25 protein-coding genes and 1 tRNA gene are annotated in these 22,040 nt (G+C 49.5%); 8 read left to right on the top strand and 18 right to left on the bottom strand.

Going from position 1 to position 22,040, the window contains the following annotated elements; translation table 11 throughout:
• Positions 1-597: 597 nt before the first annotated feature.
• Together B7989_RS13130 and B7989_RS13125 are read left to right on the top strand one after the other, a co-directional pair.
• Entirely contained in the window at positions 598-1,431 is an 834-nt protein-coding gene (locus tag B7989_RS13130; protein ID WP_088628921.1) for a lysophospholipid acyltransferase family protein, read from the top strand.
• An 81-nt stretch (positions 1,432-1,512) separates the two neighbouring features.
• Positions 1,513-2,850 (top strand): diguanylate cyclase domain-containing protein, encoded by a 1,338-nt coding sequence (locus tag B7989_RS13125; protein WP_088628920.1) that lies wholly within the window; start codon positions 1,513-1,515, stop codon positions 2,848-2,850.
• Positions 2,851-3,132: 282 nt separating this feature from the next.
• Here B7989_RS13125 and B7989_RS13120 read toward each other — a convergent pair whose 3' ends face one another.
• From B7989_RS13120 to B7989_RS13065, 12 genes are all read right to left on the bottom strand, one after another.
• Positions 3,133-3,579: a hypothetical protein gene (locus B7989_RS13120; protein WP_088628919.1), complete on the bottom strand. Its 447-nt coding sequence runs from the start codon at positions 3,577-3,579 to the stop codon at positions 3,133-3,135.
• Between the two features lie 22 nt (positions 3,580-3,601).
• Positions 3,602-3,674 (bottom strand) — tRNA-Met (locus tag B7989_RS13115).
• A 46-nt stretch (positions 3,675-3,720) separates the two neighbouring features.
• Complete coding sequence (locus tag B7989_RS13110; protein WP_088628918.1) at positions 3,721-4,461, bottom strand: metallophosphoesterase; 741 nt, start codon at positions 4,459-4,461, stop codon at positions 3,721-3,723.
• Positions 4,462-4,797: 336 nt separating this feature from the next.
• On the bottom strand, positions 4,798-5,223 hold the full coding sequence (locus tag B7989_RS13105; RefSeq protein WP_088628917.1) for a polymer-forming cytoskeletal protein: 426 nt from the start codon (positions 5,221-5,223) through the stop codon (positions 4,798-4,800).
• 85 nt (positions 5,224-5,308) lie between these two features.
• Entirely contained in the window at positions 5,309-6,103 is a 795-nt protein-coding gene (locus tag B7989_RS13100) for a M23 family metallopeptidase (protein WP_088628916.1), read from the bottom strand.
• Positions 6,104-7,087, bottom strand: coding sequence for a ParB/RepB/Spo0J family partition protein (locus tag B7989_RS13095; RefSeq protein ID WP_088628915.1), 984 nt, complete (start codon positions 7,085-7,087; stop codon positions 6,104-6,106).
• A gap of 3 nt (positions 7,088-7,090) precedes the next feature.
• Positions 7,091-7,876 (bottom strand): ParA family protein, encoded by a 786-nt coding sequence (locus B7989_RS13090; protein WP_088628914.1) that lies wholly within the window; start codon positions 7,874-7,876, stop codon positions 7,091-7,093.
• Entirely contained in the window at positions 7,873-8,589 is a 717-nt protein-coding gene (locus tag B7989_RS13085; protein WP_144265081.1) for a 16S rRNA (guanine(527)-N(7))-methyltransferase RsmG, read from the bottom strand. Before B7989_RS13085 ends, B7989_RS13090 begins: the two co-directional genes overlap by 4 nt.
• Before the next feature lie 127 nt (positions 8,590-8,716).
• Positions 8,717-9,172, bottom strand: a complete 456-nt coding sequence (locus B7989_RS13080) for a hypothetical protein (protein WP_088628912.1) — start codon at positions 9,170-9,172, stop codon at positions 8,717-8,719.
• Positions 9,162-9,491: a hypothetical protein gene (locus tag B7989_RS13075; protein ID WP_144265080.1), complete on the bottom strand. Its 330-nt coding sequence runs from the start codon at positions 9,489-9,491 to the stop codon at positions 9,162-9,164. Before B7989_RS13075 ends, B7989_RS13080 begins: the two co-directional genes overlap by 11 nt.
• Positions 9,492-9,647: 156 nt before the next feature.
• The gene (locus B7989_RS13070; RefSeq protein ID WP_144265079.1) at positions 9,648-10,313 is read right to left on the bottom strand and encodes a hypothetical protein; all 666 of its coding nucleotides are present in this window, start codon (positions 10,311-10,313) and stop codon (positions 9,648-9,650) included.
• Positions 10,314-10,332: 19 nt separating this feature from the next.
• On the bottom strand, positions 10,333-10,818 hold the full coding sequence (locus B7989_RS13065; RefSeq protein ID WP_088628928.1) for a VOC family protein: 486 nt from the start codon (positions 10,816-10,818) through the stop codon (positions 10,333-10,335).
• A gap of 119 nt (positions 10,819-10,937) precedes the next feature.
• Here B7989_RS13065 and B7989_RS13060 point away from each other — a divergent pair, with 119 nt between their 5' ends.
• The gene (locus tag B7989_RS13060) at positions 10,938-11,444 is read left to right on the top strand and encodes an O-acetyl-ADP-ribose deacetylase (protein ID WP_088628909.1); all 507 of its coding nucleotides are present in this window, start codon (positions 10,938-10,940) and stop codon (positions 11,442-11,444) included.
• 49 nt (positions 11,445-11,493) lie between these two features.
• A complete protein-coding gene (locus B7989_RS13055; protein WP_088628908.1) occupies positions 11,494-11,892 on the top strand; it encodes a pyridoxamine 5'-phosphate oxidase family protein in 399 nt (132 codons plus the stop codon).
• 337 nt (positions 11,893-12,229) lie between these two features.
• Here the strand turns inward: B7989_RS13055 and B7989_RS13050 are convergent, their stop codons facing one another.
• The 3 genes from B7989_RS13050 to B7989_RS13040 form a co-directional block, all read right to left on the bottom strand.
• The gene (locus B7989_RS13050; RefSeq protein ID WP_088628907.1) at positions 12,230-12,880 is read right to left on the bottom strand and encodes a hypothetical protein; all 651 of its coding nucleotides are present in this window, start codon (positions 12,878-12,880) and stop codon (positions 12,230-12,232) included.
• Between the two features lie 126 nt (positions 12,881-13,006).
• Positions 13,007-14,089: a macro domain-containing protein gene (locus B7989_RS13045; protein ID WP_088628906.1), complete on the bottom strand. Its 1,083-nt coding sequence runs from the start codon at positions 14,087-14,089 to the stop codon at positions 13,007-13,009.
• Positions 14,080-14,595, bottom strand: coding sequence for a DNA-deoxyinosine glycosylase (locus tag B7989_RS13040; protein WP_088628905.1), 516 nt, complete (start codon positions 14,593-14,595; stop codon positions 14,080-14,082). Before B7989_RS13040 ends, B7989_RS13045 begins: the two co-directional genes overlap by 10 nt.
• A 26-nt stretch (positions 14,596-14,621) precedes the next feature.
• Between B7989_RS13040 and B7989_RS13035 the strand changes: the two genes are divergently transcribed.
• Together B7989_RS13035 and secA are read left to right on the top strand one after the other, a co-directional pair.
• Positions 14,622-15,119 (top strand): low molecular weight protein-tyrosine-phosphatase, encoded by a 498-nt coding sequence (locus tag B7989_RS13035; protein ID WP_088628904.1) that lies wholly within the window; start codon positions 14,622-14,624, stop codon positions 15,117-15,119.
• A gap of 125 nt (positions 15,120-15,244) precedes the next feature.
• On the top strand, positions 15,245-18,220 hold the full coding sequence (secA, locus tag B7989_RS13030) for a preprotein translocase subunit SecA (protein WP_088628903.1): 2,976 nt from the start codon (positions 15,245-15,247) through the stop codon (positions 18,218-18,220).
• An 89-nt stretch (positions 18,221-18,309) separates the two neighbouring features.
• Here secA and B7989_RS13025 read toward each other — a convergent pair whose 3' ends face one another.
• On the bottom strand, positions 18,310-19,317 hold the full coding sequence (locus tag B7989_RS13025; RefSeq protein ID WP_088628902.1) for a hypothetical protein: 1,008 nt from the start codon (positions 19,315-19,317) through the stop codon (positions 18,310-18,312).
• 96 nt (positions 19,318-19,413) lie between these two features.
• On the opposite strand from B7989_RS13025, the gene tmk reads away from it, so the two are divergent.
• Together tmk and rsmA are read left to right on the top strand one after the other, a co-directional pair.
• Positions 19,414-20,043: a dTMP kinase gene (gene tmk / locus B7989_RS13020; RefSeq protein ID WP_088628901.1), complete on the top strand. Its 630-nt coding sequence runs from the start codon at positions 19,414-19,416 to the stop codon at positions 20,041-20,043.
• 71 nt (positions 20,044-20,114) lie between these two features.
• Positions 20,115-20,903 carry a 16S rRNA (adenine(1518)-N(6)/adenine(1519)-N(6))-dimethyltransferase RsmA gene (gene rsmA / locus B7989_RS13015; RefSeq protein WP_088628927.1) on the top strand — a complete coding sequence of 263 codons (789 nt, stop codon included), beginning with the start codon at positions 20,115-20,117 and terminating at the stop codon, positions 20,901-20,903.
• Here rsmA and B7989_RS14265 read toward each other — a convergent pair whose 3' ends face one another.
• A complete protein-coding gene (locus tag B7989_RS14265; RefSeq protein ID WP_255406461.1) occupies positions 20,904-21,029 on the bottom strand; it encodes a hypothetical protein in 126 nt (41 codons plus the stop codon).
• Positions 21,030-21,049: 20 nt separating this feature from the next.
• Positions 21,050-22,003, bottom strand: a complete 954-nt coding sequence (locus B7989_RS13010) for a hypothetical protein (protein WP_088628900.1) — start codon at positions 22,001-22,003, stop codon at positions 21,050-21,052.
• Between the last annotated feature and the right edge of the window lie 37 nt (positions 22,004-22,040).

The raw sequence follows: 22,040 nt of genomic DNA, 5'->3' as shown, positions 1-22,040 counted from the left end.
AAGACACGCCACCAGCGTTCGTTCTGAGCCAGGATCAAACTCTTCATTAATTTTTAAAGTCTTGGTCCCGTTAATCACGTTCGTATAATTGACTATTCCAAGAAATCTCTTGGACCCGTCACTAAGCACATCTCCGATTCCTTCAATCTTCCCGGCGGCCTCGCGGGCCTCCGTTCTCGTTCGTTTGAGCTTTTCGGCTCTCTCGTTCGAGGGTGAGGCCAATTATAGAACTTTATGTGACGATTGTCAAGAGGTTTTGCGCATTTTTTTCATTTTTTTTCACTTTTTTCCATTTTTTTGTTTTATATCCACATAATAATCAATTTATCAACACTCTATTAACATATTTATTCTAGCTATGGCCAATCATAGCCGCTGTTTCTATCCGTTTTTTCTTTTTTCCCGGTTCTTTTCTATTATTCAGTACATGAGTTACGAGTGCAGACATTTGAGAAACACATTCTGCAACAAGCGGAAAAAGGAATGCGACCCCGGAGCCCCCGGTTGCGTCCTCCGCGGACGGTTCGTATTCCCTTTCAGCGAATCCGCCAACGACTCTAATAAAAAGAAGCCAAAAAAAGACAAGGACTAACCACCTTGATCAAGACCGGCTACATTTTCGAAAAACTATTATACAGGGCGCTGCTCGTATCTGGCTGGAAACGAAATGTCGTACAAGCCAATCTGCAATATACCCACCCTGAACACTCAAAAATAATTTATTCAAATAAATATAAACAAATTATTAAGAACCTTACGCACCACGTTTGCGATATTCTTTTTAACTTTAATTTATTCAAAAAATTGCCGCACGATTTTAGCAGTTATCCGTTCATTCAAAATGGGATTACGTACAAATTATCAGAAGGTAGCGAACCCGTTTTGAAAAAGATGCGCGAAGGCGGAATATTCCTGACCGCACACTACGGAAACTACGAAGCAATCGGCCCCTGGCTCTGCCGCTTGGGCATCCCGCTCAAGGCAAGCTACATACCGCTAAAACCCGCATGGCTCAACCGCATTGTCGAAAACAAGATTCGCTCCGTCGACCAGAGAAATTATTCTGTGAACGCGAAGAGCCCGCGCGAATTCTTGCGACTCCTCGACGACAAAAATCTGTTCTGCCTGCTGATGGATCAGGACAGCCGAATTGAAAGTGCCACCACGGCAACGTTCCTCGAAAAACAGGTACACGTCAATCCGCTACCGGACTTTTTGCTAAAGCACCGGCCGCAGACTCCAATCTTCATTTGCTGGCTCGAGGAAACATCTTCGGAAAAGATCCTGCACGCAATTGAAACCGCCCCGACAGACAACAGCGTAAATGACGCCTTCAACCGATGGCTCGAAAACCGTATCGCCGAAAATCCCGCGCTTTGGTACGGCTGGACCCACCGCCGTTTTTACAGCTGTAATCCAGAAATGTACTGATATTTATTCCGGCATGGAATATAACCCCATACGCTTTTTGCAAAAAAGTTATATATATGTACATAGTAGAGTGTTTGGAAGATGCAGATACTGGGAAACGAAAATCTTTGTAATCTGGAAGACGCGAAGGTAGTTCAACCTATCGCGAAGCGTAAGCTTGTTCTTATACAAATCAATAGTCCCGTCCTCAAAAAACTCCGCGCCATGCTCTCGGAAGAATATCCGATTATCGATGTGGATTCCGAAAAAGAAGCGGTGCAATTGGTAGACAAGCAACACGACAATATTTCGGCCATCTTGTTCAACGTGGAACTATGCAAGCAAAGCGGCTTCTGGTTACAGAAAGTCCTGAACGAAGACAAACGTTTTGTCGGCATACCGAACATCGGTATTGCTACAGTCGAAGGTTCCGACGATTACAAGCTCTGCATCGAGGCCGGCGCAAACGAATACTTCGAGCCCCCGTTCCGCAAGGAACTTGTCATGCTTCGACTGAACAACACCATCAGGGGCAAGGACTCGGCCACATTCTCCGAAGTCGAAAAAATCCTGAAGGAACTGCCGTCGAACATTTACCTGAAAGATGCCGAAGGCAAGTACGTTTTCGCGACTCACTACTGGCACCACCTGCATACCGAAGGCGACCCGAACTGGACCATTCGCGGAAAGACCGATATCGAAATTCGCGAAGACAAGGAAAATGCCCTGAAGGCCATGGAATCGGACAAGGAACTTTTGCGCACAGGCAAGGGTACCAACTATGTCATCAAGGAAGAAGGTGCAAACGGAGTCGAGTACCTGGAACTCATCAAGCGCCCGGTCTTTGACGAAAACGGAAACGTCAACGGGATTATCGCGCTCATCAACGATGTCACCGAAATCCAGTCGCTCAAGCTGGAACTCGAAAAACGTTCCAAGACCGATTCGCTTACCGGACTCCTGAACAAGCAGGAAACCGAAAGCGAAATCAGCGCGATCATCGAAAACAACAGCGAAGAACGCGGTGCCTTGATGATGATCGATGTCGACCAGTTCAAGGAAATCAACGATTCATTCGGTCATGCCGCCGGAGACCGCGTACTTACGGCCATTGGCGACATACTGCACAATTCGTTCAAGGGAATGGATACCGCAGGACGAATCGGTGGCGACGAATTCATGGTGTACCTGCGCGATATCAAGCCCGACACAGCCGTTAGGCTTGCCGCAAAAATTTCGGATAAGGCCAGACACCTTTTCGCGGGCGAACCTTTAGAAAGGCACGTCTCGATTTCAATAGGAATATCCGTATTTCCCGAACACGGTAGGAAATTCGAAGACCTGTACCGTTCTGCCGACATGGCGCTTTACTTTGTAAAGGAACACGGCAGGGATTTTTACAAGATGTATTCTCCGGATCTGAAGAGTCTTCACGACTAGCGTCACGTTTCGGGCGCATTCCCGGAAAGTCCTCGTCTGTCCAGAATCTAGAATCCCAGCAAAGATAAATGAACGCAAGTATCGTCAATCCTGCAATGCAGAATATCTTGAATAACAAGATAGTTGTCGCGTAATCAGTCGGTGTGTACATTCTAACCCCGTAGTGGAAAAACCACAACACACCAAAAACCGCGCCAAATATATATTTTGGCGCGGCACAAGTTAAACTGATTTAATTACGATAATCTAGTATAAATTACACTAAATTGCTTACCGCAAAACTTAGTTCGCGGTGCGCATTCCGGCTGCTTCGAAAGTCGCCTTGTTTTTCGGATCGGGCACGGCGACCGTGGTAATCCAGTTGTATTCGGCAATGCCGGCAAGACCCACGCGGGCACAGAGCTGGTCGCGGGCCACATTGTAGGCATTCAGGATCTGGATCTTTTCGGTATCGCTAGCCTTATCGATACGTTCGGACCAACGCACACCGAGTTCCACGAGGGCGGCACTTGCCTTCACGTAAAGCTTTGCCTTTTCAGAAGAAATTTCCGAAGAGGACGGAGCAGTGAAAGCATCGACCTGCACAATGGGCACGGACTTCGGTGCGGATGCCTGTACCTGGTTGATTTCAGGTACGTTGTCGTCGGCGCTATCGCAAGCGATAAATGCCGGAGCTACGAAAAAAGAGGCGATCATCAACAACGCCACTTTTAGGATTCGTCTTGACATATCAGCCTCTTTTTCAAAATACTAGCGGCTTGTGGGCTCGAACCACAGACCTGCGGATTATGATTCCGACGCTCTACCAACTGAGCTAAGCCGCCAAATTTTTCCCAAATTTAGTCAAATAGTTTTAAAAATTCAAGGGGTCTATTCAAAATAAACTGTAGTTTCTACAAATTTTTCGCCCCATTCAATCAATTGCCAGCCCGGAGCGGCACTTTTCAGATTAAAATAGGGTACGTTGGGGTCAATCTGGAACTGAGTCGCCGGTGCAACATGCACAATCTGGCGTCCCATGTTCACTTCGAAGTGATGATGGTAATGACCAGCGTAGATGTGGGTCAAGTTCTTGATACCCGCAAGCACTTGCTGGACTTCAACCATGTTTTCAAGGTGGTAACGCAAGTCCATGAAACGGTGACCGCAGAAACAAGGCGGATGGTGCATGAAGAGAATGACTTCGCCCTTGATCTTCGAAGCTTCTTCTTTCAACCATACCAGCTGTTCCTGTGAAACATTCCCGCAACCGCTATCCAGGAAGAAAATTGTCTTGCCTTCAAGGTCGTAGCGGTAATAACATCTGTCACCGTGAATCAAATGTTCGATGTCAAAATACTTGCGCATGACATCGAGCTTGTCGTGATTACCGGGAATGATACAGACTGGAGCTTTATAGTCCTTCAACAAAGATGCAACGTATTCGTATGCGCCGGGTTCCGAATTTTCGGAAAGGTCGCCAGACAACACCAAAAGATCCAGGCCTTGCATAGACTCGGAATTCAGAGCTTTGCGGAAATTGGCACAAACGTCGATTCCCTGTACGAGCTCGTTTCCGTTTCCGATATGGATATCGGATATTTGACCTATTTTAAGGATCTTTGATGACATTTTGTCTGTACAATATAACTTTTAAATAGGGCCAAAGCGCTAGAATTTTCCACTTTTTTGCCAAATGTGACCCATATCATACCGATTTTCAACATAATTCGGTGTATCGCCTGTGAATTGGTATTGAAAAGTCAACTTCAACACTTATCAACATTGAAAAAAGTGAACAGATTGAAAGTTTTCAACATTTAAACTCACTGATTTTAGTTTTATAACTTTTTGACCATCAATGAGTTATGTTTCCATCTTCACAATTCTATCCACTATTCACGGCGCTAATTACTATTACTATTTATATAAATAATTAGTGTTTAATGATATAGGTGTGAATTTGACTTAAAGGTCTAAATCCTTGGGACCCTTGACCGGCTGCTGCTTAGGCTGCTGGGGAGCAGGCTGAGCTGCAGGACGTGCTGCTTGGGCTGCAACCTGAGGTGCACCCATCTGGCAGTTGCCCTGGAAGATAGCGCCTTCCTGGATGATGAGACGCTTGGTCTTGATATTGCCTTCGAACTGGGAAGTGCTTTCGAGGATCAGCTTATCGGAGCAATCAATGTTGCCCTTGACAGAACCGGCAACCACTGCAGTGGTAGTCTTGATATCAGCTTCGACCACGCCCTGACGTTCGACGATGAGTTCGCCTTCGATAGAGATGCCGCCGATGACGTTGCCAGCAACGCGCACGTCGCTATTGCCGCTGATGTCGCCCTTAATGGTCACGCTGTGACCGATCTGAGTGATTTCTTGTTCTTTTGTAGCCATTTTTTCCTCTTAGGTGAAAATCAATTTAGTTATAGTGAATCTATAAAAAATTTCCGCTAACTAGTATCTTAAACCTTGTAACTTTTTAATAGTTAATGAACAGTTCCGGGTCCATGTCCTTGCCATCTTTACTGATTGAGTAGTGCAAGTGCGGGGCACTGCTGTTACCCGTATTGCCAACTGTTCCGATTATTTCGCCTTTACCGACATTTCTGCCCTTGCGGGTTCTGATATCTTTCAAGTGTGAATAACTTGTCTTGTAACCGTTCTCGTGGTCGATAACGACTGTATTGCCCAGTTCATTCTTGGAGCCGGCAAACTCTACGACTCCGCTACCCGATGCAAACACCGGGTTTCCGACTTGGGCCGAAAAGTCGGTTCCCAGGTGGTCGTCCATTTCGCTGAATTTCTTACTTACCATTCCGACTACCGGAATCACGTTAGGAATGTGTTCCAAACGGACCTTGTCTTCGTGAGATTTCCAGCCGCCTTCGTAATCGACGTCGATTTTTTGCGATGGCGTGTGGGCGAACCTACTCTTGTCGATAAGACTGTTGATCTTGCCGGAATCGTTTTCGATGAACGTGCCCAGGATATTCTGGATGCGTTCTTCGAGAACCCAAAGAGAGTCGATTCTCAAGAAGAGTTCTTCGTAGTTGGCGTTTTGCTTTACGAGCTGACCGTTTGCGGTGCGAATCTTTTCGTAGTTAATCATCATGCGGCCAATTCGGCCTGCATTATAAATAAGGAATCCGGTACCGATTACAAGGGCGACCAGGAAGATTTTCAGGAACAGGAACCATTTCGTGTTGATACGGTAGCTCTTGATTTCCTTGGAGTCTTCCGGAATGATTTGAACTTTATAGTACTTGCCTTTCATCTATCGATTTTCCATGAGTTCCTGGATTCGGGTAAGGTCGTCCATGGAATAATAGTTAATAACGATTGAACCCTTGGTCTCGGTCGAGGCGCTCGGGTTGATTTGGACCTTGGTGCCAAAGAAGGTTTCGAGGCGGGATTCGAACTGTTTCATGTCGGCGCTGAGTTCCGGCTTCGGCTTGGCTTCGACTTCGGGCTTGTGAACTTCCGGCTGGTCTTCGGTTTCCGGTGCCGGCTGTTCGGCTGCCTTCGGTTCTTCGCCGCGGGCGATCGCTTCGATCTGGCGGACGTTCAGGCCTTCTTCGATAATGCGTTTGGCGACTTCTTCAGGATTCTTGATCTTGTCGCTGCAGAGGGCGCGAGCGGCACCGCCCGAAATTTTTCCTTCTTCTATCCACAAAAGGACGACTTCCGGGAGCTTGAGGAGGCGAAGACTGTTAGTAATTGCGGAGCGGGACTTGCTCACAATCTTGGACAAATCTTCGTGAGTATAGCCGTGATTATCGATTAATTGTTGATATGACTTGGCGATTTCGACCGGATTCAGGTCGACACGCTGGATGTTTTCGATGAGCGCCCATTCGGCCATGGCCTTGTCGTCGAGGTTTTCGTAAACCTGGGCCTTGATGGTCGGGAGTCCGGCGAGCTTGCTTGCGCGGGTACGGCGTTCACCGCTGATGAGTTGGTAACGGTCGCCCACCTTGCGGACGGCGATCGGCTGGATCAAACCGTGCTGTTCAATCGATTCGGCAAGTTCCACCAGTTCGTCGTCGCTGAAAACCTTACGCGGCTGGAACGGGTTCGGGTCGATAAGTTCGACATTGATTTCGACGACTTTCTGGGAGTTATCAACAGTTTCAGATTTTTCGGCGATGGTTTCGTCGGATTGTGGATTGGACTGTTGAATGTCGGAGGCTGCCGGAGCGGAGTGGTCCTTGAGGATATCGGCGAGGCTGCGACCCAATGCGAAAGACTTTTTACCCATTTACTACTTTCCCTTGTTCAAGATTTCTTCGGCGAGTTTCATGTAGGCCTGAGCACCGCTGCTCTGCACATCGTAAAGAATGGCGGGCTTGCCGTGGCTCGGAGCTTCGGAGAGTTTCACGTTTCTCGGAATCATTGCCTGGAACACGGTGTCGCTCAAGTTTTCACGAACTTCTTCGGCGACCTGCTTGCAGAGGCTCAAGCGGGAATCGTACATGGTAAGAAGCGCGCCTTCGATCTTGAGGTTCGCGTTCAGGTTCTTCTGGACTTCGCGGATGGTCTTGAAAAGTTCGGTCATACCCTGCAGGGCGTAGTATTCGCACTGCACCGGAATCAGGACGCTGGTAGCTGCGGTCAGCACGTTCAGCGTCAAAAGGTTCAGGCTCGGAGGAGCGTCGATGATAATGAATTCGAAGGACTGCTTCAAGACATTCATCACGCGTTCGAGTCTGCGTTCGCGACTCATGGCGTTCACCAGCTCGATTTCCATGACGGCGAGATCCGGGCCCGAAGTGATGACCTTGAGGTAGTCGAGGCTCGTGTCGAGGATAGCTTCCTTGAGATTGTCGTAGGTGACATTATCCGGATTGTCGGCCATGTTCAGGACTTCGTGGATATCCACATCCTGGAGTTCGTTGTAGCCCAAACCTTGCGACGCGTTACCCTGCGGGTCCATGTCGATAAGGAGTGTCTTCTTTTCCAATGCGGCAAAACTGGCGGCCAGGTTCACAGCGGTCGTGGTCTTACCCACGCCACCTTTCTGGTTGCAGACTGCTATCACTTTACTCATTCATTACCTCGAGTGACTAAGGCGTAAACTTGTTCTTCCTGCGGTAGTGCATATTTGTATACATGTACTTCCGGGTTATTTTCCAGGTGAACAATATTGTTGTAACTTTTCAGCGTAAGGAATTTTCCACCACGCTTGAGTCCCGGCTGGGCGCGTTCCCAGTCGTTTTCGAAAGTCGAGAGTGCGCGGCAACTCACAAAATCCAGATAGGCAAGGGACGAAGTCTCGAAGCGCTTGCCTACGACGGTGAGGTTGTCCAGGTGCAGTTTTTCCTTGGCGTACTTCATGAACTGCACACGCATGTTGCGGGGTTCAACCGCAAAAAATTCTACTTCGGGCATTACGATGGCGAGCGGGAAAATGGGGCAACCTGCCCCCGCACCCATATCGGCCCAGCGTTTAGACGAGAGAACGCTCGCAGGCTCGCTACAGACGAAAGACGAAAGAGAACCCGAATTATTCTCTCGTCTCTCGTCTCTCATCTCTCGTCTAATATATATATAGGGAACGAGTGAATCTGCGATATGCCTGCTCAGGAATTTCTCGGAGTCCTTTGCCGAAATCAGGTTACCGAATTGCTTGGTTTCTACCACCAAGTCCGCAAAATCATAAAGCTTGCCGAGTACATCTTCGGACAGCTGCACACCATGTTCTGTCAAGAACTGGTTCAAGAGATTCTGCTGAGTTGTGTTGTTTCTATAGGAACGTTCCACGTGGAACAATTTAGTATTATGAAATGTGAATACGAGAAAAAAGGGCTGGCGCCCTTTCACTTTTTAAAAATATCCGTGGATAAGTTTTTGATAAATGTGGATTTTGTGTTTATAAAAAAGAATAGTTTTACTTCGCCGATGTTCCACGTGGAACACTTATGATATATTTTTTGTTGGCGGGGCGGCCGAGAAGGTCAAAATGTTTGTCCTTTTCGGGGATAAATGCCGGCTTGTTTTTGCGGAGGATCGAGGTGGTGGAATTGGTATAGACGAAGAATATTTTTTGATCGGTATTGCTGGCGGATACCACAAAACCATTTTCGGTATTGGTTATGATTTCCTGATATGTTGTGGTATTGGATTGTCCGTAATATGTTGTTTTCGTCTCGCTAATGTTGCATACATTTTCGTCGCTAGGATCTGGGGTCGTTATTACGCTTTTTATATCATCATATTCATTGGTGCTTTTGCGGTTTTCGTACAATGTGTCATTGCGCAAAACGAGAGTGGTAATGTCACTGATTGTCTCCAGCTTTTCTTTATCATCGCTATAATCGTATGTGATGGCAGAATCATTTTGCAAGAATATGATTTTTTTCTGATTTCCAATCGTCAATGAACATTGTCATATTTAATGTGGAATCTGTTTTCTCTTTCAAGTATTTGGTCTTATATGTCCAACAGTTTTTTCCGACGCAACGAATCATGCTGTCCAGTTTGTTATTCGTATAGTAGTATTTTATAGGTGCGTAGTAGATAGTGTCGTATCCAGTATTGGCGACATAGGCACTGTCGACAATGAAATCTTCTGAATCAGAGAATGTGTATTGCATGTAGTCGCGGCAGTTGATGGCGAAGACGTTCAATGCAACAAAGGAGAGAATGAGGATTAGTTTTTTCATATGAAGAAATATAATAAAAAATGTTTGGCCTTTGGCTTCGCCAAAGTCCGACATCCTGGGGCTCAGCAATGCCCATACAAGTATGGGCGCTGCATTCGCCCTGCGGACGTTTCACGTGAAACACATCTAAGGACCAAACATTTCACATTACACATTTCACATCTTATAATATATAGTGGTGTATTCGTTGCCGCCCATGCAGGGGCCGGGGGCTTTGATGTATCTGTTGTGGTCGAACTTGATTGATTTCTGGATGAGGATGCTCCCCTTCATTTCATATTCATAAGTGTCGATGATAAAGTTATTATCGCTTTTTCGAATACACTTGTTTTTATTATCGGGGTCGCGGTATGTTTTTAAATTCCTGGGAACCCAGTTGTTGACTTCGTAAATGGTATCGTTTTTGAGGTAGAATATCTGATGCTGTTCATTGTCATTATCGATATAGACGGAATCTTTTCCGCGGTAGACCGTAAAGTGCCATCCGTCTTTCAGAGATTTCCAGTCGTATTTCTTGATCTTGCCTACCTTGGTGGAGTCAATTTTCCAGTCGGGAATGAAGGTGGATTTTTTTTCGTAACCGTGTGCAAGGCAAGATTGGGATAGGCTCATGCTGTCAAGGTGGTTGCCTGTCCAATGATACTTGATGGTATTGACTCGTCCGTTTTGTTTCTGATGGATACTATCCGGGAACATTTCGCTGGGCAAGACGAGTACATGATTTTCGAAGTCCGTTGCGAAATAATCGAATGTGCGTCTAATACAATCGACTGCATGGGCATTCAAAAACGCCGCTACCAATATAATGAATGTTCTCCTCATACCTAACTCCGCCATTTTTCTAAACTGTAATCTCTACCCTGTTGCCTTCGGGATCCAGGATCACACTTTCATAATACCCGTCGCCAGTGGTTCGGGGTTGCCCTACCACCTGGATTCCATCAGTGGACATTTGTTTGGTGAGACGGTCCACCTCTTCCTTTGAACCGACCGAAAAGGAAAGATGGGTTAGGCCGCAATGTTCCACGTGGAACGTTAGCGAGGTGAGTGCAGTAAAAATACGCTTGCATATTTTTATTGCCGAACCGAAGCGAGTTGGCTTCGGAGAAGCAAACATGCGATTGTGAGTTACAGGCCAAACATGATCGATGTCGGGGCGGTGCATTATTTCCAAACGGGCGCCATCGTCGAAAGTGACGAATCGGCTGGTGAATTGTTTTGTCGGATTATGGTAAATCGGGTGAACTACCCCACCAAAATACTTTCGGTAGAATTCACAGACCTTGTCGATATCTTTTGCCCAGATGGCGATATGTTCGATTTTCATAATAACCCCACTATAATATATATAAAAAGAGAAGGTGGAAAAAAGAGTTTTCAACATCTATTCACATAATCAACATTATTGCTGGAATATCTTTAACTATATTATAGTCGAGGTTTTAAATGATTGAGATTGAAATTATTCAAGGTGATATCACCAAACTGAATGTGGATGCGATTGTGAATGCCGCCAATTGTTCACTTTTGGGAGGTGGCGGTGTTGATGGAGCTATTCACAGGGCTGCTGGTCCGGAGCTTCTGAAGGCCTGCATTCCTTTGAACGGTTGCGAAACGGGTAAGGCCAAAATCACCCCGGGGTTTAGGTTGCCGGCGAAGTTTGTTATCCACACTCCAGGCCCGATTTATCGGGATGGCCTGCATGGTGAACCGGCACTTCTGGAATCTTGCTATAAAAATTGCCTGGATCTTGCTGAAGCGAATGGATGTGAGACGGTTGCCTTCCCCGCTATTTCGACAGGCGTTTATGGTTACCCTTGGGAAGCTGCCACCGAGATTGCCGTGAAGATGGTCCAGAATTATCCGGCTCAAAAAGTGAAGAAGGTAATCTTCTGCTGCTTCTCCACTCAAATGGAAGAAATTTATACGCGGATTATTGCGACCTCGCATTAATTCTTTTTACTATATTGTGAATAGGAAAGAATATTAATAGGAGATCAATATGGAAGAAGTCGTAAAATTTCTCAAGGAATGTGGCGCCTATTTTTTGGCAACGGTCGAAGGTGACCAGCCGCGCGTGCGCCCATTTGGCACTGCCAACATTTTCGAGGGCAAGCTCTATATCCAGACGTCCAAGACCAAGGATTGCTCCAAACAGATCCAGCAAAACGGCAAGGTTGAAATTTGCGCCATGAACGCAGAAGGCAACAAGTGGCTCCGCGTTGCCGGCACGCTCGTCCGCGACGACCGCCGTGAGCCTAAGGCCGACATGCTTGAACATTATCCTGAACTCAGGTCCATGTATTCTGTCGAAGATCCGAACACCGAAGTGCTCTATTTCAAGGATGCAACCGCCACGTTCTACGCCTTTGGCGCCGCTCCGCGTACTGTGAAATTCTAATTTCGCATGCAACAATCGCACAGATTGTTGATAACTTTTATAAACATAATATAAACATCGCGTTTCACGTGAAACACGATGTTTTTTATTTTGGTGGATAAGTTTTGGATTTGTCTAATAGGATTGACAATAGATTGTTGAAATGTCATAGCAAAATGACATATGTTCCACGTGAAACATATGCCTTTTGTGGATATGTTGTGGGATATGCCCAAATCCTGTGGAATAGTGTTTTTTGAATATACACAGGATATCAACAATCGAGTTTTTATAGCGTTTTACATTTTGTGTAATACAATGTACGATGTTGATAAAATAAGGCGTCCGTTTTTGCGGATTATCGCTTGCCGCGGCGGTTGTAATCGGCGTCGACTTTTGCCTTCCAAGCGCGGTCATCGACGCGGTTGTTGCGGATGTCGCTCATGAGACAGCATTCCGCTTCGTACATCATCTTGATTCCCGCGCCGTCGTTTACGAAGTTGGCGGCTCGTTCTTCGCTGATGCCGAAGTTCCTTGCGGTTTTGAGAGCGTCGATGTTTGCGCCGAGGAAAATGAATTCCCAGCCGTATTTCTGCTTCTGGCGTTCGATCATCTGTTTCACATGTTCGGCGGTGTACTTGTGGCTGGAATTTTCGTAGCCGTCGGTGGTGATGACGAAGATGGTCTTTTCGGGGCGGTCTTCTTCGCGGGCGTACTTGTGCACGTTTCCGATGTGGTGGATGGCGCCACCGATGGCGTCAAGAAGCGCCGTACCGCCGCGGGCATAGTATTCCTTTTCGGTCAGGGGCTCGATGCGCGCGAGCGGGACGCGGTCATGGAGCACTTCCATCTCGGTGTCGAAGAGGACGGTCGAGACGTAGGCCTCCCCCGCTTCTTGCTTTTGTTTTTCGATGGTGCTGTTGAAGCCCCCGATGGTGTCCTTTTCGAGCCCGCTCATGGAACCGCTACGGTCGAGGATGAATACGATTTCGGTGAGTCCTTGTTTCATGATTGCCTCCGTGCCGCTCTTTTTGCGGCTTTTTAGGGTTAACGGAGACAATTATAGATGCCGTAAAGGCGAAATTGGTCGCCTGGCAGGCGACATTTGAAAAGGGCGTTTTTCAGGATTTTGCGGTTAGGCGCCGAGGGCGGGTTGACCGTATTTAAACAGCATGCTGTTGATTTCCCAGATGTCATACATCTGGCGCTCGATAAAGTACTTGACGATCAGGTCCCCCTTGTTGGAGGGCGAAAGCGCGATTCCGGCGCGGGCAAGCAGGTCGGTTGTTTCGTCGAGATTCAGCCGGAGTGCGACGGCGAGCGCGAGTGCCGTCTTTTTGGTGGGCTTGTAGTCTGCCTTGCTGCGGATTTTGGAAAAATGCTTGCGGTTCAGGTTTGCACGCTTGTAGACCTGGACGTCGTCTTCGTTCTTTTCGCGGATCAAGTTGATGAGCCTGTCGCGGAACGATTCGCCCGGATTGGACATGAGGTCGGCGAGACTGCTTTCTGTGGCTTCCTGTTTTGTGGCTCTTGCGGAGCTGAATATGGGGCAGCATAATATTTCATCAGATGTATCAGGTGTGCTTTCGGCGCCGTTTTCTTGAAGACGTTCAACATGATCAAATATGTTGAAGTTGTCTTTCCAGCGGTTGCTGCTTATGTAATTGTGGACATCGTCGTATTTGTCGTTGACGTAATTGTCGTCAATATAGGCGTGAATGTCGCTGTACAGCTCTTCGGAAACTTCGAAGGCCTTGCGGTCGAAAACGACCAGCTGTATGTCCATTTCGTTGGAATCTAGAAATTCGCCGATAGCCCGCAGCGCGATTTTGAGGGCGCTGTCTTTGGGGAATTTGAACACGCCGCTAGAGATGAGCGGGAACGCGATGGAATTACAACCGAGTTCTTTTGTCTTTTCGAGGGCGCCGCGGTAGCAGCCTGCAAGTGCCAATGTTTCACCGGAAACACCGCCGTTCCACCTGGGGCCTACGGTGTGGATGATGTACTTGGCGTTGAGCGCAAAGGCCGGTGTCACTGCAATTTCGGCCACCTTGAGCGGACCGATTTTTTCGCGTGCGGCTAAAAGGGCTTCGCGGCCTGCGGCTTCGTAAATACTGTATTCGGCGCCTCCCCCGCAAATCGGATTCTTGTTGGCGGAATTCACGATGGCGTCGGCCTTGACTTTCGTGATGTCGTTACGTACAATCTTTAGGGGCATAGTAGAATCTCTTTATACGCTGCAACGAGTTTTTCGAGCGATACGGCGCAGTTGGCAGGCGATGTGGACGGGAGCTTGATAGCCTCAATGCCGACATCATTTGCACAAAATTTTTTATATAAATTATAAGCTGTGGCGCCTGTGCAGAAGATGCGAGAAACCTTTGATTTCTTTACCAGTTCGCCGATGTTGTTGACAACAGGGTCTTCGATGCTTGTGTCGCTTGCACCCACGATGGTGCAGCTGTCCAGAACGTCCCATAGCGCCACGTGATGCTTTTTGAGCATGGCCTTTTTTTGCGCGATGGTTTCGGGCACGCTTTCGCCGAGAACGGTTGCCATGACTTTCCAGAATCTATTTTGCGGGTGCCCGTAATAGAATGCCATTTCGCGCGACTTGGGCGAGGGAATGGAGCCGAGCAAGAGCACTTGCGATTCGCGGTCGTATAGGGCCGGGAATTCATGGGTGACGCGGGTGCGCGTGGCTTTGCTTACGGGCTTTTTCATGGCTTTAAAGATACTATATTTTTCGCATGAAAATCAAGATTTTGTTTGTGTGCCACGGGAACATTTGCCGAAGCCCCATGGCTGAATTCGTGATGAAAAAGTTGGTGCGGGATTTGCCTGCTGAATCGTTAGCGGATGTAGAATTCGAAATTGCGAGTGCCGCGACAAGTACCGAAGAGATCGGGAATCCGGTGTATCCGCCGGCACGCCGCATGCTTGCCATGCACGGAATCGATTGCAGTGGAAAGACGGCGCGTCAGATGACTGCCCGCGACTACGAGTATTACGACTACATTGTGCTCATGGACCGTAACAATTTGCGCAACCTGCGCTGGATTTTACCGGCCGACGTGTACACGCGTGAAACATCTGGCCCGGTGGAAAATCGCAAGGTCTCGCTCTTGATGGATTGGGCGCACAAGAGTCGCGACGTGGCAGACCCCTGGTATACTGGCGATTTTGTGGCAACTTGGGACGATGTAAACGAGGGTTGCAAGGCGATGCTCGCCCAGATTCTGCGATAGATTCGGCTATAGGCCCCTGTTTCAAGACTAAACGATTTTGAATTGGCATGTTATTTGCTAAATTATCCCCGTAATTTTTTAATCAGTGTCCGCGGGCAGTGCCCTCGGCCGTAAAAAGGAAAAAGATGAGCATAGTCGATACCGTTCTTCACAAGATCTTTGGTACCCCGCACGAACGTAAAGTCAAGCAGCTGCGCCCGGTGATTGCCGAAATCCACAAGGCCCGCGAAGCCCTGGAAGCTTTAGATGACGCCGCCCTTGCCGCCAAGAGTGCGGAATTCCGCGAAAAGCTCAAGAATGGCGCTACCCTCGAAGACATCAAGGTCGAAGCATTCGCCGTTTGCCAAGAAGCTTGCGACCGCCGCCTGGGTATCTTCAATATCTTCAAGCCGGAATTCAACTTTGACTTTAGCCGCCTGGGCCCCGAGCTCCAGGAATCGGTGAACGCCGCGAAGGCCGAACTTGCCGCCGGCAAGAACGAATGGGAAGTCTACCTGCCCGCCTCCGTATACGCAAAGGTCCGCGAACTTTACCCCGAATCGGTGAAGCCGTTCCGCATGATGCCTTTCGACGTGCAGATGATCGGTGGCTTGGTGCTCCACGAAGGCGCTATTGCCGAAATGGCAACCGGTGAAGGTAAGACGCTTGCTGCCGCCCTCCCGGTTTACCTGAACGGTCTTTCTGGCCACGGTGTGCACGTGGTGACCGTGAACGACTACCTCGCTGGCCGTGACGCCAAGCAGATGGGTATGGTCTATAAGTTCCTCGGACTCACGGTGGGCCTGATCGTGAACGGCCTGAACCCCGAAGAACGCCGCGTGAGCTACAACAGCGATGTGACCTACGGTACCAACAACGAATTCGGCTTTGACTACCTGCGCGACAACATGGCCGTGGAACCCAGCCAGCTGGTGCAGCGCGAACTGAACTTCTGTATCGTCGACGAAGTGGACTCCATCTTGATTGACGAAGCCCGTACGCCGCTTATCATTAGTGGCCCGGCCGAAGACGCTACCGAAAAGTACGCCAAGGCAAACGAGATCGCCAAACAGCTGATTAAGAACAAGGACTTCTCGGTCGACGAAAAGGACAAGAACATCCAGCTGACCGAAAAGGGCGTGAACCACATCCAGGAACTCATGCACATCACGAACCTGTACGGCGAACATGCCGACTGGGTGCACTTCTTGGATAACGCCCTCAAGGCCTGGTACCTTTACGAAAAGGACGTGGACTACATCGTCCGCGATACCGAAATCATCATCGTCGACGAAAACACGGGCCGCCTCATGGAAGGCCGCCGCTACAGCAACGGTATGCACCAGGCGATTGAAGCCAAGGAAGGCGTGCAGATCCGTCGCGAAAACCAGACGCTTGCAACGATTACGTTCCAGAACTACTTCCGCATGTACAAGAAGCTTTCGGGTATGACGGGTACCGCCGAAACCGAAGCCACGGAATTCATCAAGATTTACAACATGAACACTTGGGTGATTCCGACCAACAAGCCTTGCATCCGTAAGGACCTGCAGGACATGGTGTACAAGTCTGAAGATGCCAAGTGGCGCGCCATTGTGGCCGAAATCAAGGAACGCCACAGCAAGGGACAGCCGCTCCTCGTGGGTACGGCATCCATCGAAAAGTCCGAACACCTGCATGGCCTCCTTGAAAAGGAAGGCATTCCGCACGAAGTCTTGAACGCGAAGAACCATGGCCGCGAAGCTGAAATCATTCAGTACGCCGGCTACAAGGACAAGGTGACGATTGCAACCAACATGGCCGGTCGTGGTACCGACATTGCCCTTGGCCCGGGAGTTACCGAGCTTGGCGGTTTGCATGTGCTTGGCACCGAACGTCATGAATCCCGCCGTATCGACAACCAGCTGCGTGGTCGTTCCGGCCGTCAGGGGGACCCGGGTTCCAGCCAGTACTTCTTGAGCCTCGACGACAACCTGATGCGTATCTTCGGTGGCGATAGCGTCAAGAACCTGATGACCCGTTTTGGCGTGGGCGAAGACGAAGTGATTACCCACCCGATCGTGAGCCGCTCGATTCGTGGTGCTCAGCGCCGCGTGGAAGGCCAGAGCTTCGACATTCGTAAGCACTTGCTCGACTACGATAACGTGATGAATGAACAGCGTAAGGTGATTTACGGCCTGCGCCGTCGCATTCTGAACGGCGAAGACATCAGCGAAGAAATCATGAACCGCATCGAAGACGCCTGCGATATCAAGGTGTCTCAGTACATTCCGGCCAAGACTTATGCCGAAGCTTGGAACCTGGAAGGCCTGCACATTGACTTGCAGCGTAGCCTCGGCATGGAATACAGCCTCACGCTCGAAGATGCCATGAGCAAGACGCCGGAACAGGTGCTCGATGAAATCATTGACCTGTGCAAGGTCCGCTACGACAAGCTCACGAAGATTATTCCGGAAGCTGACTTCCGCCAGATTGAACGCCGCTTCTTGTTGATGACCATTGACCAGGTGTGGAAGGAACACTTGTACGCCATGGACCAGCTGAAGGATTCTATCCGTTTCCACGGATACGCCCAGAAGGACCCGCTGATGGTCTACAAGAACGAAGGCTTCAAGATGTTCGAAGGCTGCATGGAAAAGATCGCGACGCTCACCGCGCTCCGCATCTTGAACATCCGCATTACGCTCCCGAACGGTGTGACAGTGTCGCCTGACCAGTTGCAGCTCAAGAGCAAGGAACAGCTCGAAGCTGAAAGGAAGGCCGCCGAAGAAGCCCAGGCCGCTGCTGCCAACAATGCCGCCCCTGCAGAAAACGCTGAAGCCCCTGCCGCACAGCAGGAAGCTGCCCCGGTCGAAGAACAGATGAGCGCTGAAGGTGCAAAGCCCGCAGGACTCGCAGGCACCGCCGCTACTTCTGAAACGAATGCGATTTCCGAAGAACAGCAAGAATCCCAGCCGATGCCGCAGTCTGCGCTTCCGGGCACTCGCCAGGTGAACCCCGCCATGCTCGCCGCTGCACGCCGTCGCGCCCAGCAGCAGGCTCCGAAGCTCGGCCGCAATGATCCGTGCTGGTGCGGTTCTGGCCTCAAGTACAAGAAGTGCCACGGCAAGGACTTGGAATAAAGTAACTAAAAAGAAGCCGTCTTAATCGACGGCTTTTTTTGTATAAAAAATTTCCCGGTTTGTCACCGGGATAAATTTTGCGGGTTGTATTAGTTTTCGCTTGCGAGGTGGTCCAGATAAATCTTCTGGGCTTTGGCGTCGTACATTACTACGTCGTAGAGTTCGCCATCTTTGCCGGTGCGGGATTCCACGAAGAGTCCGCTCATGGAGCCCTTTTCGGTGGGCAGGAATGCGCTGCGGCCTTCGGGTGATGTCTTGAATTCAAGATAGCCTTGTTCCACGTACCAGTCGCGAATGACTTTGTAGTAGATGCGTTCCATGTTCTCGCCAACAAGGGTGTTCAGGCGGCGAGCGATTTCGCTCACGGGCACGGGTGTGTCTTCGGCGGGGTAGTCGGCCAGCTGCTCGGCGGTCAGGTGGAATTTTTCCCTTTGCACGCGTTTAGGAGCGTATTCCTGGTCGTCTTGAAAATCTTGAGCCTGGTTGGCCTTGCGCTTGGCAAAGCGTTCGTTTGCAATGTCGACGCACTTTTGAATGTTGTCGAGAATGAACTGCTGTGCCTGTTGCCAGCACTGCGTATAAATGTTATGGTGTCCGCGCAGGTCCGATTCGCCCTTTTCGAATCCGTAAGATTCACCCTTGGCGGTGGGCAGGTTGGCGTCGGTTCCGCTTTCGGTAGATTGCCTTTCGAGAATGCCTTCTTGCACCAGGAAGTTTGCCACGTCGGCATAGAGCAGGTGGTTCATGTTCTTGGGCAAAAGTTCGTTCACGTTGCGCACCACGCGGGAAATCGAAACCGGGTAATCAAAGAAGCGGTAACCCTTCAGGGTTTCGGCGTCGATGGCCAAATCTTGCATGGCGGGCTTTGCATTCTTCTTTGCTACGCGCGGCTTTTCGGCGGTGGGCATGGGGGCCACCTGGTCGTGGTTGAGCTGCTGCTGCAAAAGCGATGCGACGTAGGCGAGGCACTTGCTGATGCGTTCCTGTTTGCAGGAATCCCCTTCGGGCAGGATTTCGTCTGTCAGGGGGTTGATTCCGCAAGAGAGCTTGCGCAGGTACATTTCGGCACGTTCAATAATCGCATTTTCAGAAGGCATAAAAACTCCATTAGTTGCAAAAAGCGTTGTAAAGATAGTATTTTCTTGGTTCCGGTTGATTTTTTTCTACCTTTTTGAAGTAATTGTGATTTTATTATGAAAACGGCTAAGCACTTTTTTAGTTTAGAAGGTATCGACGGTTCGGGCAAAACGACCCAGATCGATATGCTGATTGATGCGCTCACCAAGGAGGGTTATTCCGTGGTGAAGTTGCGCGAACCGGGCGGCGCGAAGATTTCGGAACGCGTGCGCGAGATTCTTTTGGATACGAGTTTCAAGGGAATCATGAGCGACAAGACGGAACTCCTGTTGTACAATGCAGCACGCGCCCAGGTGATTGCAGAAATCATTCAGCCCGCGCTTGATGCCGGGAAGATTGTGATTGCCGATCGCTTTGCTTGGAGCACTTTTGCCTACCAGGGTTATGCCCGCGGCTTGGGCGCTGATCTTGTGCAGCGCCTGACCGAGATCACTTGCGACGGTTGCTTTCCGGAGCTCACCGTGGTGCTTGACATTGACGTGGCCAGGGGACGCGCGCGTACCGCGAAGCGGGGCGAGGCACCCGATCGATTGGAGAGCGAGAAGGCCGAATTTTTCGAGAGGGTGCGCAAGGGGTACCTTGCCGCGGCCCGCGATTACAGCGACTGCATTGCGGCTATCGATGCCGACCGTACGCCTGATGCCGTATTCGCCGACTTGTATAAGCTTGTAAAGGCTAGACTCTAGAAAAATCTTTAAAGTATAACTTGAAAGGCCTGCAATTGAATTGCGGGCTTTTTATTTCTATCTTTGACGGTATGGATAGAGCACGCCGCCGTAAATTTGGTCAGAACTTTCTGGATGTACCTACCGCGCAGATGATTGCGGGCGATTTGCCTGCGAATGCGGGCGACTGGGTGCTTGAAATCGGCCCTGGGCACGGCGCCCTTACGGAACACTTGCTCGAACGCGCCGTGGAACTCACTGCCGTCGAAATCGACGAGCAGTGCGTGGAATTTTTGCAAGAAAAATTCCAGGGCCGTGAGAACTTCCATATTGAAAACATTGATTTTCTGAAGTTTGACTTGCAGGCTTTTTTAGATGCCCACGAAAAGCCCTGGGTCACAGGAAACTTGCCCTACAACGTGTCGACTGCGATTATCGCGGGCCTGATGCCGAAACTGCATTTGACCAAGGGATTTATGGGAATGGTGCAGCTCGAAGTCGCCGAGCGCATCTGTGCAAGCCCCTGCAGCAGTAATTATGGCAGTTTGTCTGTACTTGTATCCGCCTACGCCGATACGCAGATTCTCCGCAAGATTGGCCCCGAGCATTTTACGCCGCGCCCCAATGTGGACAGCGCCACCATGCTTCTTACGCCCAAGGCCGATGCGCTCGCGGCCCCCGAAGGATTCTTCGACTTCGTGCGCGCCGCCTTCACTCAAAAGCGCAAGACGCTTGCCAACTCGTTCGGCCGCGCCTACGACAAAAAGAAAATCCAGGAAGCCATCGAGCTCCTGGATTATCCGACAACCGTTCGCGCCGAAGAACTTTCGCCCGCCCAGTTCCTTGAATTCTACAAGGTCATTGTGGACGAGCAGGCTTAATTAGCCGAGTTCATCGCAATAATCATCGCAGCCTTCAGGCTCTTCGCCGCTGCCGGCGAGCAAGCAAGCCTGAGCTTCGAAATCGACGATTTCCATTTTCGGTGCTTCGTATTCTTTCTTTTCCATAGTCTCTAATCCCCCGGTGATTATTTCTGAATATTGGTATTGCCAATGAACATGCCCTTGTTTTGGGGCTTGCTGTTCAGTTTGCGGCCCTTAAGATCGTACCAGCCGTTTACCTTGACCATTTCGCCCGTGACTGTATTCCAGCGGGCAAGGCGGGTGGTGCCATCTTCTTCGACTAGCGTTACGTCGATTGTTTCGGGCAGTTCCACGATGGATTCGACGGACTTGGCGAGCGGAGTTTGACCTCTGTATTTGAGGTAGGCGCGCATGGGCGGAATGTAAGCGCCGGCGCCCACTTTGGTAAAGTGGCCGGCTGTGACTTTGCCCTTGTCCTTGGCGGCGTAACCATAAACGATGCCCAAGTCGGCATTGTCCTTGTCCCAGCGGATATATTTATATGTGCCTTGAAAAATCCAGTCGCAATATTGGGTTTTGTCATTGTAGAGCCATACGGCCAAATCGGTACCATCATCAAACTTTGTCAAGTTTTTTGCGGTAAATTCGATATCCGTGATATTTTTGCATTCATCGCGATCGGTATGGGTAATCATGAGTGTAGCCTTGTTAACGTCACCCTGTCCTTTCAGGTTTTTCGCGGTAACACCCCAATTGCCATTGTCGTCGGTGGAGAATTGGTTCGGTTCATATAGCTCGATGCAAGAACTTTTCGGCGAATAGTTGGCGGGGAGCACAATGGTTGAATTCGCAGACAGCTTTGTATTGCGTTCCACTACAAGATTGAATTCACCGTTGCCGACGTATCCGTTTACGCAATTCTTGGTTTCTTCTGAAATCTCGACTTTTGCATTTTCGTCGTTGACCGATTCCAGATACAGCGTGTTGTTGGATTCGTAATATGCTCCGCCCTGGAAAGTGCACACCGGCTTTTCCCCATCAGGTCTTTCGGCCCAAACGGTAGAAACAAGGCAAGACAAAGCCGCAACCGTAGCGGCTGTAAGAACTTTTGCGTTCATGATTCCTCCAAATTTTTTGGCGGGAGGCAATGTAGAA

Source organism: Fibrobacter sp. UWB5 (genome assembly GCF_002210295.1).
Classification (GTDB): Bacteria; Fibrobacterota; Fibrobacteria; order Fibrobacterales; family Fibrobacteraceae; genus Fibrobacter.
This window is presented reverse-complemented; position numbering and strand designations above follow the sequence as displayed.